The sequence below is a fragment of the Pseudorhodoferax aquiterrae genome (assembly GCF_014652235.1).
Taxonomy (GTDB): domain Bacteria; phylum Pseudomonadota; class Gammaproteobacteria; order Burkholderiales; family Burkholderiaceae_C; genus Pseudorhodoferax; species Pseudorhodoferax aquiterrae.
Genome location: NZ_BMYK01000010.1, coordinates 1 through 14,659, shown reverse-complemented (window position 1 = coordinate 14,659; position 14,659 = coordinate 1). Strand labels below are relative to the sequence as shown.

11 protein-coding genes and 1 tRNA gene are annotated in these 14,659 nt (G+C 65.6%); all 12 read right to left on the bottom strand.

The features are described from left to right. Positions 1–4 precede the first annotated feature (4 nt). A complete protein-coding gene (locus IE209_RS16750; protein ID WP_189688094.1) occupies positions 5–1,282 on the bottom strand; it encodes an NAD(P)/FAD-dependent oxidoreductase in 1,278 nt (425 codons plus the stop codon). Between the two features lie 13 nt (positions 1,283–1,295). After that, positions 1,296–1,613, bottom strand: a complete 318-nt coding sequence (locus IE209_RS16745) for a c-type cytochrome (RefSeq protein WP_189688093.1) — start codon at positions 1,611–1,613, stop codon at positions 1,296–1,298. A 91-nt stretch (positions 1,614–1,704) separates the two neighbouring features. Then, positions 1,705–2,259 carry a LemA family protein gene (locus tag IE209_RS16740; protein WP_189688092.1) on the bottom strand — a complete coding sequence of 185 codons (555 nt, stop codon included), beginning with the start codon at positions 2,257–2,259 and terminating at the stop codon, positions 1,705–1,707. Positions 2,260–2,361: 102 nt separating this feature from the next. Next, the gene (gene rpoC, locus IE209_RS16735; protein ID WP_189688091.1) at positions 2,362–6,579 is read right to left on the bottom strand and encodes a DNA-directed RNA polymerase subunit beta'; all 4,218 of its coding nucleotides are present in this window, start codon (positions 6,577–6,579) and stop codon (positions 2,362–2,364) included. 27 nt (positions 6,580–6,606) lie between these two features. Beyond that, complete coding sequence (gene rpoB, locus IE209_RS16730; protein WP_189688090.1) at positions 6,607–10,719, bottom strand: DNA-directed RNA polymerase subunit beta; 4,113 nt, start codon at positions 10,717–10,719, stop codon at positions 6,607–6,609. 275 nt (positions 10,720–10,994) lie between these two features. Continuing rightward, complete coding sequence (rplL, locus tag IE209_RS16725) at positions 10,995–11,372, bottom strand: 50S ribosomal protein L7/L12 (protein WP_189688089.1); 378 nt, start codon at positions 11,370–11,372, stop codon at positions 10,995–10,997. Positions 11,373–11,415: 43 nt separating this feature from the next. After that, positions 11,416–11,952 carry a 50S ribosomal protein L10 gene (gene rplJ / locus IE209_RS16720; RefSeq protein ID WP_145551130.1) on the bottom strand — a complete coding sequence of 179 codons (537 nt, stop codon included), beginning with the start codon at positions 11,950–11,952 and terminating at the stop codon, positions 11,416–11,418. A 242-nt stretch (positions 11,953–12,194) separates the two neighbouring features. Continuing rightward, on the bottom strand, positions 12,195–12,890 hold the full coding sequence (gene rplA / locus IE209_RS16715; RefSeq protein WP_145551132.1) for a 50S ribosomal protein L1: 696 nt from the start codon (positions 12,888–12,890) through the stop codon (positions 12,195–12,197). Beyond that, complete coding sequence (gene rplK / locus IE209_RS16710) at positions 12,891–13,322, bottom strand: 50S ribosomal protein L11 (protein ID WP_145551133.1); 432 nt, start codon at positions 13,320–13,322, stop codon at positions 12,891–12,893. 121 nt (positions 13,323–13,443) lie between these two features. Beyond that, entirely contained in the window at positions 13,444–14,031 is a 588-nt protein-coding gene (nusG, locus tag IE209_RS16705) for a transcription termination/antitermination protein NusG (protein ID WP_145551135.1), read from the bottom strand. After that, positions 14,032–14,415 (bottom strand): preprotein translocase subunit SecE, encoded by a 384-nt coding sequence (gene secE, locus IE209_RS16700; RefSeq protein ID WP_189688088.1) that lies wholly within the window; start codon positions 14,413–14,415, stop codon positions 14,032–14,034. 95 nt (positions 14,416–14,510) lie between these two features. After that, a tRNA-Trp gene (locus IE209_RS16695) sits at positions 14,511–14,586 on the bottom strand. Between the last annotated feature and the right edge of the window lie 73 nt (positions 14,587–14,659).

The following is a 14,659-nucleotide window of genomic DNA, read 5'->3' as shown; positions in this document are numbered from 1 at the left end:
GCGTTCATCCCAGCGTGTCCGCCCAGATGTTCTGTGCCCAGTTCATCGCGTAGACACCTTCGAGTTCGGTCGGGCCCGTGCTCACGCCGCCGGAGCCCGCCACGGTCTTGAAGGTCTTCTCCGCCGCATCGTAGGCGTGCACGCTGGCCACGTGCACCACGTTGCGGTCGTCGACGAAGCTGTAGCAGGTGTTGTTGAGCATGGGCGCGGGGTTCAGCTCCCAACCCGCCAGCTGCGCCACGATGGCCGCGGCCGCCACCTTGGCATGGCTGTTGGCCATGTGGCCGCTCTTGGGCATGGCCGGCGCGATCTGGATGGAGTCGCCGACGACGAACACGTCGCGCGCGGCCGTCGATTCGAAGCTCTGGTAGTTCACGCCGCACCAGCGGTTGTTGGCCATGTTGTTCAGGCCGGCCTGCACCGCGATGGCGCCTGCGCGCATGGACGGCAGCGCGTTGATGACCTGGGCCTTGACGTCCTCGTGCACCTCGAACTTGACCAGGCCAGCCTTGGCGTCAACGGCCACGGTCTTGTGCTGCCCGCGGTATTCGACGATGCCCTTGTACTGCTCGGCCCAGACCTTCTTGAACAGCGGGCCCTTGGAGGTGACGTCCGGGTTGGCGTCCAGGATCAGCACCTTGCTGCGCGGCTTGAAATGCTTGAAGTACCAGGCCACCTGGCTGGCGCGTTCGTAAGGGCCGGGCGGGCAGCGGTAGGGCGCCTCGGGGATGGTGATGGCGTAGACGCCGCCGTCGGGCATGGCCTCGAGCTGGCGCCGCAGCGCCACGGTCTCCGGGCCGGCCTTCCAGGCCTGCAGGATCTGGCCCGACGCGTGCGCAGCCTGCAGCCCTTCGATGCTGCCGAACTGCAGTTCCACGCCGGGCGAGACCACCAGCTTGTCGTAGGCGATGGTGGCGCCGCCGGCCAGCTTGACGCTGCGCGCCGTGGTGTCGATGGCGGTGGCGCTGTCGCGCACGCGCACGATGCCATGGCGCCGCGTGAGTTCGGTGTAGGGCGAGGTGATCTCGGCGATCTGGCGGCTGCCGCCGACCACGAGGTTGGAGATTGGGCAGGACACGAAGGCCTCGTTCGGCTCGATCAGCACCACGTCGATCTTGTGGTCCGACAGCAGGCGCACGTACTTGGCGGCGGTGGCGCCGCCGTAGCCGCCGCCGATGACCACGACCTTGGCCCTGGACGGAATGGCGCTGGTGCTGGCGCAACCGGCCAGCCCCAGCAGGGCCAGACCGGCGGACGAATGCAGGAAGGAACGTCGTTGCATCGTGGACCGCTCCTTACTTGCTCTGCGTTGCGAAGTAGGCGGCGAGCTGCGCGATCTGCGCGTCGCTGTAGCCCTTGGCCAACTGGTGCATGATGGTCGCGCTGCGCGTGCCGGCCTTGAACGCGGCCATCTGCGCGGTCAGCTGCTCGGCCGGCATGCCCGCCAGCGACACCACGCTGGAGCCCGGTTGCGCCTTGCCCTGGGTGCCGTGGCAGTTGGCACAGGTGGCGGCCAGGCTGCGCAGGTACAGGGCATCCTTGTCCTGTGCGGCGGCCGGCAGCGTCGTGGCGGCCAGGCTGGCCGCGGCGGCCAGCATCGTGTTCCATCGCATGGGCAGCTTCTCCTCGGTCTGTCGGTGGTCTGGGGGCGCCAGTATCCACGACGGCATGCAGCCCTGACAGACATTGTCTGCATATGCTTAGCTACAAGGTGCGCGCCCGCTTGAAGCCGAACAGCCAGGCCAGCAGCACGGCCGGGAACTGGCGCACCGCGCGGTTGTAGACCTCGACCGCGGCAGCATAGGCGCGCTCGGCGCCCTGCACCTGGGTGCCCACGGCGTCCCATTCCGAGCGCAGCGCCGCCACCGGCTGGCCGCTGCGCGCGCGCGCCAGCGTCTCGTCGTCCAGGTACTGCCAGGCCATGGCCAGCACCGCCCGCGCGGCGACCAGGCCGGCCATGGCGGCCGTGTCCCAGGGCTTGCCGCGCGCGGCGGCCAACGACGCCGTGAACTGCGCACTGGCGGCGCGCAGATTGCTCCAGGCATCGCCGGCACGCGGTGGTGCATCGCCCGGCGGCGGCGCGGGCGCGTGCTCGGCCATCCACGCCGCATAGCGCTCCAGCTGCGCGACCAGGCTCGCGAAGATGGACCAGACCTTGGTGCGCAGGCGCACCAGCCGGTTGTAGGCGCCGACCCCCCAGAACAACAGCAAGGCGGCCACGCCGCCCCAGACCAGCCAGGCACTCCAGGCCGCGAGCATCACCTGCGCATCTCCATCGATCGTTCACCCATGAAAAAAACCCCGGGGCCATGATAGGGACCCCGGGGTCGGGCCGGCACAAGGCCGGCGGTGCGGTACGGCTTACTCGCCGGCCGGAGCGTCGCCCGCGGTGTCGGCCGTGGCTTCCTGGCCTGCCAGTTCGGCGGCTTCGGCCTCGGCGATGGCGCGGCGCTCGGCATCGTCCATCGCGTCCTTGGCCTTGCGTGCCTGGTGGTAGGCCATGCCGGTGCCTGCGGGGATCAGGCGGCCGACGATGACGTTCTCCTTCAGGCCGCGCAGCTCGTCGCGCTTGCCCATGATGGCCGCTTCGGTCAGCACGCGCGTGGTTTCCTGGAAGGACGCCGCGGAGATGAACGAGTCGGTCGACAGCGAGGCCTTGGTGATGCCCAGCAGCAGGTTGCTGTAGGTCGCCGGGATCTTGCCATCGGCCTGCAGCGCCTCGTTGGTGTTCAGGATCTCGGAACGCTCGACCTGTTCACCCGCGATGTAGCCGGACTCGCCCGGGTTCTCGACCACGACACGGCGCAGCATCTGGCGAACGATCACCTCGATGTGCTTGTCGTTGATCTTCACACCCTGCAGGCGGTAGACGTCCTGCACCTCGTCGACGATGTAGCGCGCCAGTTCCTCGACACCCAGCAGGCGCAGGATGTCCTGCGGATCGGCCGGACCGTCGACGATGGACTCGCCCTTGTTGACCACCTGGCCTTCGTGCACCACGATGTTCTTTTCCTTGGGCACGAGCTCTTCCCAGACCTTGCCTTCCGGATCGGTGATCTGCAGGCGGATCTTGCCCTTGGTCTCCTTGCCGAACGACACGGTACCGGTCTGCTCTGCGAGCAGGCCCTTGTCCTTGGGCGTGCGGGCTTCGAACAGCTCGGCCACCCGCGGCAGACCGCCGGTGATGTCGCGCGTCTTCTGGCCTTCGACCGGGATGCGCGCCAGCACTTCGCCAGGGCCGACCTCTTCACCGTCGCGCACCTGGATCAGCGCGCCGATCGGGAAGCCGATCGTCACCGAGTGGTCGGTGCCGGGGATCTTGACCTCGTTGCCGTTGGCATCGACGAGCTTGATCTGCGGACGCACGACCTTTACGGCGCCGCGGCGCTTGGGGTCGATGACCACCAGCGTGGACAGGCCCGTCACTTCGTCGACCTGGCGGGCGACCGTGAGGCCTTCCTCCACGTTCTCGAACTTCGAGCGGCCCGCGAACTCGGTGATGATGGGGCGCGTCAGCGGGTCCCAGTTGGCCAGCACGGTACCGGCCTTGATGGCCTGGTCGGCCTTGACGGCCAGCGTCGCACCGTAGGGCACCTTGTGGCGCTCGCGCTCGCGGCCGTGCTCGGAGATGATGATCTCGCCCGAACGCGCGATCACCACCAACTCGCCCTTGCTGTTGGTCACGTAGCGCATGGTGGCGTTGAAGCCCACCGTGCCGCTGGACTTGGCTTCCACGCTGGAGGCGATCGCCGCACGCGAAGCCGCACCACCGATGTGGAAGGTCCGCATCGTCAGCTGCGTGCCAGGTTCGCCGATGGACTGCGCGGCGATCACGCCGACGGCTTCGCCGACGTTGATCAGGCCACCGCGGCCCAGGTCGCGGCCGTAGCACTTGGCGCAGATGCCGAAGCGCGTGGCGCAGGTCAGCGCGGTGCGGACCTTGACCTCGTCGACGCCGGCCGATTCCAGCTCGTCGATCGTGTCTTCTTCCAGCATCTCGCCGGCGGCCAGCAGCACCGAGCGGTTCTCGGGGTGCAGCACGTCCTCGGCCGTGGTGCGGCCCAGCACGCGGTCGCGCAGCGATTCGATGACTTCACCGCCCTCGACGATGGCACGCATCAGCGTGCCGTCGTGCGTGCCGCAATCTTCCTCGGTCACGACCAGGTCCTGCGTCACGTCGACCAAGCGGCGCGTCAGGTAACCCGAGTTCGCCGTCTTCAGCGCCGTGTCGGCCAGACCCTTTCGCGCACCGTGGGTGGAGATGAAGTACTCCAGCACGTTCAGGCCTTCGCGGAAGTTCGCCGTGATGGGCGTCTCGATGATGGAGCCGTCCGGCTTGGCCATCAGGCCCCGCATGCCGGCCACCTGGCGGATCTGCGCTGCGGAACCGCGCGCACCGGAGTCGGCCATCATGTAGATGGAGTTGAAGGACTCCTGGTCCACTTCCTTGCCGTGGCGGTCGACGACCTTCTGCTTGGACAGCTGGGCCATCATCACCTTGGACACTTCGTCGCCCGACTTGCCCCAGATGTCCACGACCTTGTTGTAGCGCTCGCCGGCGGTCACGAGACCGGAGACGTACTGCTGCTCGATCTCCTTCACTTCCTTCTGGGCGCGCGCGATGATGCCGGCCTTCTCCTTGGGCACCAGCATGTCGTCGATGCAGATGGAGATGCCGGCCTTGGTCGCCAGGCGGAAGCCGGACTGCAGCAGCTTGTCGGCGAAGACCACGGTCTCCTTCAGGCCGCACTTGCGGAAGCTGACGTTGATCAGGCGCGAGATCTCCTTCTTCTTCAGTGCCTTGTTCAGGTACGAGAAGGGCAGGCCCTTGGGCAGGATCTCCGACAGCAGCGCGCGGCCGCCCGTGGTTTCCACGAGGCTGGTCGAGGGCACGAACTCGCCCGTGGCCTTGTCCTTGGTGTACTCGGTCAGGCGCACGTTGATCTTGGCGTTCAGATCGAGTTCGCCCGCGTCGAAGGCACGGCGCACTTCACCGGTGTCGGCGAAGATCAGGCCTTCGCCCTTGCCGTTGATGCGCTCGCGCGTCGTGTAGTACAGACCCAGCACCACGTCCTGCGACGGCACGATGGACGGCTCGCCGGAGGCGGGGAACAGGATGTTGTTGGAGGCCAGCATCAGCGTGCGGGCTTCCATCTGCGCTTCCACGGACAGCGGCACGTGCACGGCCATCTGGTCGCCGTCGAAGTCGGCGTTGAAGGCCGCGCAGACCAGCGGGTGCAGCTGGATGGCCTTGCCTTCGATCAAGATGGGCTCGAAGGCCTGGATGCCCAGACGGTGCAGCGTCGGAGCACGGTTCAGCATGACCGGGTGCTCCTTGATGACCTCTTCCAGGATGTCCCAGACCACCGGCGTGCCGGATTCGACTTCCTTCTTCGCGGCCTTGATCGTGGTCGCGATGCCCATGGCTTCCAGGCGCGAGAAGATGAAGGGCTTGAACAGCTCCAGCGCCATCAGCTTGGGCAGGCCGCACTGGTGCAGCTTGAGCGTCGGGCCCACCACGATGACCGAACGGCCCGAGTAGTCGACGCGCTTGCCCAGCAGGTTCTGGCGGAAGCGGCCGCTCTTGCCCTTGATCATGTCGGCCAGGGACTTCAGCGCGCGCTTGTTCGCGCCCGTCATGGCCTTGCCACGGCGGCCGTTGTCCAGCAGGGAGTCCACGGCCTCCTGCAGCATGCGCTTCTCGTTGCGCGCGATGATTTCCGGCGCCTTCAGCTCCAGCAGACGGCGCAGACGGCTGTTGCGGTTGATGACGCGGCGGTACAGGTCGTTCAGGTCGGAGGTCGCGAAGCGGCCGCCATCCAGCGGCACCAGCGGACGCAGGTCCGGCGGCAGCACGGGCAGCACGTCCAGCACCATCCACTCGGGCTTGATGCCGGACTTCTTGAACGCTTCCAGGAGCTTCAGGCGCTTGGCGTTCTTCTTGATCTTGACTTCCGAGCCCGTCAGGTCGTTGCGCAGCTTCTCGATGGCATCGTCGATGTCGATGCTCTCGAGCAGGTCCTTGATGCCCTCGGCACCCATCTTGGCCTGGAATTCGTCGCCGTATTCCTTGCGCTTCGCATCATGGTCGTCCTCGGTCATGATCGCGTACTTCTTGAGCGGGGTCATGCCGGGATCGGTCACGACGTACGCTTCGAAGTACAGCACGCGCTCGATGTCGCGCAGCGTCATGTCCAGCACCAGGCCCAGACGCGAGGGCAGGCTCTTGAGGAACCAGATGTGGGCGCAAGGCGCGGCCAGGTCGATGTGGCCCATGCGCTCGCGGCGCACCTTGGTCTGCGTGACTTCGACGCCGCACTTCTCGCAGATCACGCCGCGGTGCTTGAGGCGCTTGTATTTGCCGCACAGGCACTCGTAGTCCTTGATGGGGCCGAAGATCTTGGCGCAGAACAGGCCGTCGCGCTCGGGCTTGAACGTGCGGTAGTTGATGGTCTCGGGCTTCTTCACCTCACCGAAGGACCAGGAACGGATCTTCTCGGGCGAGGCCATGCCGATCTTGATCGCATCGAAATGCTGATCCGGCGTGAACTGCTTGAACAGGTCGAGTAGTGACTTCATAGCGTTGTTTCCTTTGCCTTGCCCTGATTAGCTGCGTTCCAGCTCGATGTCCAGGCCGAGCGAGCGGATTTCCTTGACCAGCACGTTGAACGATTCCGGCATGCCGGCCTCGATGGCGTGTTCGCCCTTGACGATGGACTCGTACACCTTGGTACGGCCGACCACGTCGTCGGACTTCACGGTCAGCATTTCCTGCAGGGTGTAGGAAGCGCCGTAGGCTTCCAGCGCCCACACTTCCATTTCCCCGAAACGCTGGCCGCCGAACTGGGCCTTGCCGCCCAGCGGTTGCTGCGTGACCAGCGAGTACGGGCCGGTCGAACGCGCGTGCATCTTGTCGTCCACCAGGTGGTGCAGCTTCAGGAAGTGCATGTAGCCCACGGTGGTCGGGCGCTCGAAGCGCTCGCCGGTCCGGCCGTCGAACAGGTAGGCCTGGGTGCGCGTCTCCGTCAGGCCCTTGGCCGCGGCGATCTCGTCCGGGTAGCCCAGCTTGAGCATGGCGCGGATGTCTTCCTCGGCCGCGCCGTCGAACACAGGCGTCGCGAAGGGCACGCCCTGCGACAGGTTCTGCGCCATCTCTAGCACCTGGCCGTCGTCCAGCTGCGACAGGTCTTCCTTGCGGCCGGCGCTGTTGTAGACCGACTCCAGGTAGCCGCGCAGCTCGTTGGCACGCGCCTCACGCTGCAGCATGTCGCCGATGCGCTGGCCGATGCCCTTGGCCGCCCAGCCCAGGTGCACTTCCAGCACCTGGCCCACGTTCATGCGCGAAGGCACGCCCAGCGGGTTCAGGCAGATGTCGCACGGCGTTCCGTCGGCCATGTAGGGCATGTCTTCGATCGGGACGATCTTGGACACCACGCCCTTGTTGCCGTGGCGGCCGGCCATCTTGTCGCCGGGCTGCAGGCGGCGCTTGACGGCCAGGTAGACCTTGACCATCTTGAGCACGCCCGCGGGCAGCTCGTCGCCCTGCGTGAGCTTCTTGCGCTTTTCTTCGAAGGCCAGGTCGAAGCTGTGGCGCTGCTGCTCGATCGAGTTCTTGATCGACTCGAGCTGGGCGGCCACTTCGTCCTCCGCCGGGCGGATGTCGAACCAGTGGAACTTCTCGACCGAGGCCAGGTAGGCCTTGTCGATCTTGGTGCCCTTGGCCAGACGCTGCGGGCCACCATTGGCGACGCGGCCGTTCAGCAGCTTCTCGATCCGGTCGAACGCGTCGGCCTCGACGATGCGCAGCTGGTCGTTCAGGTCCAGGCGGAAGCGCTTGAGCTCGTCGTCGATGATCTGCTGGGCGCGCTTGTCGCGCTGGATGCCTTCGCGCGTGAACACCTGCACGTCGATGACCGTGCCCTGCGAGCCCTGGTCCACGCGCAGCGAGGTGTCCTTCACGTCGGAAGCCTTCTCGCCGAAGATGGCGCGCAGCAGCTTTTCTTCCGGCGTCAGCGTGGTCTCGCCCTTGGGCGTGACCTTGCCGACCAGCGTGTCGCCGGGCATGACTTCGGCGCCCACGTAGATGATGCCGGACTCGTCCAGGCGGTTGAGCTGCTGCTCGGCCAGGTTCGGGATGTCGCGCGTGATTTCCTCGGCACCCAGCTTGGTGTCGCGGGCCATCACCACGAGTTCCTCGATGTGGATCGAGGTGTAGCGGTCGTCGGCGACCACGCGTTCGGAGATCAGGATCGAGTCTTCGAAGTTGTAGCCGTTCCAGGGCATGAAGCCGATCAGCATGTTCTGGCCCAGTGCCAGTTCACCCAGGTCGGTGGAAGCGCCATCGGCCACCACGTCGCCCTTGGCCAGCAGGTCGCCGCGCTTGACGATGGGACGCTGGTGGATGTTGGTGTTCTGGTTGGAACGCTGGTACTTGATCAGGTTGTAGATGTCCACGCCGACTTCGCCGGCCACCGCCTCGTCGTCGTTCACGCGCACCACGATGCGGGTGGCGTCCACGTAGTCGACGATGCCGCCGCGGCGGGCCGTGACCACGGTGCCGGAGTCGACCGCGGAGACGCGCTCGATGCCGGTGCCGACCAGCGGCTTCTCGGGCCGCAGCACGGGCACGGCCTGGCGCTGCATGTTCGCGCCCATCAGCGCGCGGTTCGCATCGTCGTGCTCCAGGAAGGGCACGAGCGAGGCGGCCACGGAGACGATCTGCGCGGGCGACACGTCCATGTACTGGATGCGCTCGGCGCTGACCAGGATGGATTCACCCTTCTCGCGCGCCGACACCAGTTCGCCGGTCAGCTGGCCTTGCTCGTTGAGTTCGGCGTTGGCCTGGGCGATGACGTACTTGCCTTCCTCGATGGCCGACAGGTAGTCGATCTGGTCGGTGACCTTGCCGTCCACGACGCGGCGGTACGGCGTCTCGATGAAGCCGTACTCGTTCAGGCGGGCGTACAGGGCCAGCGAGTTGATCAGGCCGATGTTCGGGCCTTCCGGCGTTTCGATCGGGCAGACGCGGCCATAGTGGGTCACGTGCACGTCGCGCACCTCGAAGCCGGCGCGTTCGCGGGTCAGACCGCCCGGGCCCAGGGCCGAGACGCGGCGCTTGTGCGTGATCTCGGACAGCGGGTTGGTCTGGTCCATGAACTGCGACAGCTGGGACGCACCGAAGAACTCCTTCAGGGCCGCGGAAATCGGCTTGGAGTTGATCAGGTCGTGCGGCATCAGCGGCTCTTGCTCGGCCTGGCCCAGGCGTTCCTTGACAGCCTTCTCGATGCGGGCGAGGCCGGCGCGGTACTGGTTCTCGGCCAGCTCGCCCACGCAACGCACGCGGCGGTTGCCCAGGTGGTCGATGTCGTCGACTTCGCCGCGGCCGTTGCGCAGGTCCACGAGGATCTTGACCACGGCGAGGATGTCCTCGTTGGTCAGCACCATCGGGCCGGTGGATTCGTCGCGGCCGACCTTGGCGTTGAACTTCATGCGGCCCACGCGCGACAGGTCGTAGGTGTCCGGGTTGTAGAACAGGCGCTGGAACAGGGCCTGCACGGCGTCTTCGGTCGGCGGTTCACCGGGGCGCATCATGCGGTAGATGGCCACGCGCGCGGCGAACTCGTCGGCGGTTTCGTCCGAACGCAGGGTCTGGCTGATGTAGGCGCCCTGGTCGAGTTCGTTGGTGTAGATCGCGGGCAGTTCCTGCACGCCAGCGGCACGCAGCTTCTTGAGCAGCGCTTCGGTCAGCTCGTCGTTGGCCTTGGCGATGATCTCGCCGGTGTCGGCGTCGACGATGTTGCGCGCGACCACGCGGCCGATCAGGAAGTCTTCGGGCACGCTGATGTGCGTGGTGCCGGATTGCTCGAGCTCACGCGTGTGGCGCGCGGTGACGCGCTTGTCCTTGGCCACGATGACCTTGCCCGACTTGTCGGTGATGTCGAAGCGGGCGATCTCGCCACGCAGGCGCTCGGAGACGAACTCCATCTGCGCGCCGCTGTCCATCAGGCGGAAGTTGTCGTTGACGAAGAAGTTCGCCAGGATCGATTCCGGGTTCAGGCCGATGGCCTTGAGCAGGATCGTGACCGGCATCTTGCGGCGGCGGTCGACGCGGAAGTACAGGATGTCCTTCGGGTCGAACTCGAAGTCCAGCCAGGAGCCGCGGTAGGGAATGATGCGTGCGGAGAACAGCAGCTTGCCCGAGCTGTGCGTCTTGCCCTTGTCGTGCTCGAAGAACACGCCCGGCGAACGGTGCAGCTGCGAGACGATCACGCGCTCGGTGCCGTTGACGATGAAGGAGCCCTTCTCGGTCATCAGGGGCACCTCGCCCATGTAGACCTCCTGCTCCTTGACTTCCTTGACGACCTTGGACTGCGGCGTGGAGGACTCGCGGTCGTAGATGATCAGCTGGACGCGGGCGCGCACGGCCGAGGCGAAGGTCAGGCCGCGCGTCTGGCACTCGCGCACGTCGAAGGCCGGCTTTGCCAGGTTGTACTCGACGTACTTCATCTCGACGTAGCCGTTGTGCGAGACGATGGGGAAGGCCGCTTCGAACGCCGCCTGCAAGCCTTCGTTGACGCGCTTGGAGGGGACGACATCCGCCTGCAGGAACGCGGTGTACGCGTCCTTTTGCATCTGCAGCAGGTAGGGAACGTCCAACACGCTATCGCGGCTGCCAAAGTTCTTGCGAATGCGCTTTCGTTCGGTGTAGGTATAGGCCATGAATTCTCCGGGCGAGGATACAAATCCTGCGACTGAGGCACCGCCACATGCTCCTGTGCGGTGTACTTGGCGGCTGGCCACTACCAACCTCTGGCGGACGGCGATGCATTGCACATCGCCCGTACCAAGTCGTCTTTTGCAGTCGAGTCAAAAGACACTCGAAAGGGGATTGGACCGCTTTCGGCTGCCTTCTGCAGCGGGGTGCCTTGCAACACCCCACAAGCACCAAAGGCTGGAGGCCCTGTCGGACGCTCCAGCCTTGGCAGAACCCAGAATTACTTGAGTTCGACCTTGGCGCCGGCTTCTTCCAGCTTCTTCTTGGCAGCGTCGGCGTCGGCCTTGGCAATGCCTTCCTTGACGTTCTTCGGAGCGCCGTCGACCAGGTCCTTGGCTTCCTTCAGGCCCAGGCCCGTGATTTCGCGCACGGCCTTGATGACGGAGACCTTGTTCGCGCCGGCTTCGACCAGCACGACGTTGAATTCGGTCTTCTCTTCGGCCGCCGGGGCAGCGGCGCCGCCGCCGCCAGCAGCGGGAGCAGCCATGGCGGCTGCGCTCACGCCGAACTTCTCTTCGATGGCCTTGACCAGGTCGTTGAGTTCGAGGACCGTCATGCTGTCGAGGGCGGTCAGGAATGCGTCTTTATCGAATGCCATTTTGATTTCCTAAATAAGTTGGTTGTGCCGCGCGATCGCTCGATCAGGCTGCGGCGGCTTCGGCTGCGGGAGCCTCGGCTGCGGGTTCTGCGCCTTCGCCCTTCTTGGCCGCCAGCGCGCCCAGCACCACGGCCGTGCGCGAGATCGGGGACATCAGCAGGCCGCACAGTTGGGCCAGCAGGACTTCCTTGGAAGGGATGTTCGCCAGTTGCTTGACGCCGTTGACATCCAGGGCCTTGCCGGCGAACGCACCGCCGCGAATGACCAACTTGTCGTTGGTCTTCGCGAACTCGGACACCACTTTCGCGGCGGCCACGGCGTCGACGGAGAAGCCATAGATCAGCGGACCGGTCATCTGGTCGGACGCGACTTCGAATGGGCTGCCGGCCACAGCGCGGCGGGCCAGCGTGTTCTTCAACACGGACAGGCTCACACCGGCGCTGCGCGCGGTGGAGCGCAGTCGGGTCATGTCGGCGACCGTGATGCCGCGGTATTCCGCCATCACGAGCGTCTGAGCATTTGCGGCGAGGCCGGTCACTTCGGTGATGACCGCTTCTTTCTCACTGCGATTCAGACTCAAGGTCTACTCCTTAGTTTGTGTCTTCGGGCCGGGGCCTTCCGACACGCCTTCTTGCAGCGACCAACTGTTCAGGAAAATTCCATCTGCAGCGGGATCGCCATCTGCGTTGGCTGCTTACGCGATTAAGTCCCTTCGCCATGGGCTCTGGGACACCAACGGTCTTGGATGGCCCGGGCGGTCTTGCGACCCCCCGGCCCACCACCTTGAGCCACCCCTTGCGGAGTGGCCCAAATTTCTTGCGATTACGCCGAGATGGACTGGGTGTCCACGCGGACGCCCACACCCATGGTCGACGAGACCGCCACCTTGCGCAGGTACAGGCCCTTGCTGGAAGCCGGCTTGGCCTTGTTCAGCGCATCGATCAGGGCCACCAGGTTGCCTTGCAGCTTGTCCGAATCGAACGAGCGGCGGCCGATGGTGCCGTGGATGATGCCGGCCTTGTCGACGCGGAACTGGACCTGGCCAGCCTTGGCGTTCTTCACGGCCGTGGCCACGTCGGGCGTCACGGTGCCGACCTTGGGGTTCGGCATCAGGCCGCGCGGGCCCAGGATCTGGCCCAGCGTACCGACCACGCGCATGGCGTCCGGCGCGGCGATGACCACGTCGAAGGGCATGTCGCCGGCCTTGACCTGGGCGGCCAAGTCGTCCATGCCGACGATGTCGGCACCAGCGGCCTTGGCTTCTTCGGCCTTGGCGCCCTGGGCGAACACGGCGACGCGCTTGGTCTTGCCGGTGCCGTTGGGCAGCACGACGGCGCCACGCACGACCTGGTCGGACTTCTTGGCGTCGATGCCCAGCTGCACGGCCACGTCGATGGACTCATCGAACTTGGCGGTGGCGGCTTCCTTGACGATGGCCAGTGCGTCGGCCAGGGCGTACAGCTTGGTGCTGTCGACCTTGCCCTGCAGGGCCTTTTGCTTCTTGGTCAGCTTGGTCATTTAGACGCCCTCCACCGTGATGCCCATGGAACGGGCGGAACCGGCCAGCGTGCGGATGGCGGCATCCACGTCGGCGGCGTTCATGTCCTTCAGCTTGGTCTTGGCGATCTCTTCGAGCTGGGCGCGCGTGATCTTGCCGACCTTGACGGTGTGCGGCGTGGCAGAACCCTTGTCCAGCTTGACGGCCTTCTTGATCAGGACCGTCGCGGGCGGGGTCTTGATGACGAAGGTGAAGCTCTTGTCCGCGAACGCGGTGATCACCACCGGCAGCGGCAGACCCGGCTCGACGCCTTGGGTCTGGGCGTTGAACGCCTTGCAGAACTCCATGATGTTCAGGCCGCGCTGGCCCAGGGCCGGGCCGATCGGGGGGGACGGGTTGGCCTTACCAGCTGGCACTTGCAGCTTGATGAAGCCGACGATTTTCTTCGCCATGGAAAAACTCCTTGCGGGTGCTGACGCCAGACAGCGCTGCCTGGCTCCCCGGGGGTGGGGGCTCTTGCTTGCTACTGCCCCGCGCGAGCCTGGAAAACGCGGGGCCGGGAAATGAAAAGGCTCAGGTCTTCTCGATCTGGCTGAATTCCAGCTCGACCGGGGTGGCGCGGCCGAAGATCGTGACCGACACGCGAACCTTGTTCTTGTCGTAGTTGACTTCCTCGACCGAACCGTTGAAGTCGGTGAAGGGGCCTTCCTTGACGCGCACGTACTCGCCGACCAGGAACTCGACCTTGTGGCGCGGCTTTTCCACGCCTTCCTGCATCTGGCTGACGATCTTGACGACCTCGTCGTCCGAGATCGGCGCCGGGCGGTTCTTGGCGCCACCGACGAAACCGGTCACCTTGTTGGTGTGCTTGACCAGGTGCCAGGACTCGTCGTCCATCAGCATCTCGACGAACACGTAGCCCGGGAACAGGCGGCGCTCGGTCGTGCGGCGCTGGCCGTTCTTGACCTCGACGACCTCTTCGGTCGGCACCAGGATGCGGCCGAACTTGGACTGCATGCCCGCGCGCGTGATGCGTTCGGTGATGTTGCGCTCGACCGCCTTCTCCATGCCCGAATAGGCATGGACGATGTACCACCGGAAGTCCGGGTTGGCCGGAGCCGGCACGGCGTCCGTCGCGGAAGATTCCACTGCGTCAGTCATTTATCGCTTCCAGCCCAAGATGAGGTCGTACAGCACCCATTCCAAGGTCTTGTCCGTGAACCACAGGAACAAGGCCATGATCACGACGAAGGCGAACACGTACGCCGTCATCTGCATGGATTCCTTGCGCGTGGGCCAGACGACCTTCTTGACCTCGCGCCAGGCATCGCGGCCGAAGGCGATCAGCTGGCGGCCGGGTTCGCTGCTGAAGAACAGCGCCACGGCAGCGGCCAGACCGACGATCAGCGCGCCCCACTGGGCCACCTGGCCCTGCTTGCCCAGCAGGTAAAAGCCAGCCAGCGCCGCAATGACGAGCGCCGCGGACACGGCCAACTTGGCCTTGTCCGCGCCGGTACTGACAGTTTCAACTTGCGAAGTCGCCATTTCGGCCCTAATGCTGCAATCAAACACGTGCGCCATTCAGACGCTAAAGCCCGTCAGGCAAGTGACGGGCTTTTTCGGGGGCCACCTGGATCAGGTGGCAGGGGCAGTAGGAATCGAACCTACAACCTTCGGTTTTGGAGACCGACGCTCTGCCAATTGAGCTATACCCCTCCGAATCACATCACTCGATGATCTTGGCGACCACGCCGGCGCCGACGGTCTTGCCGCCTTCGCGGATGGCGAA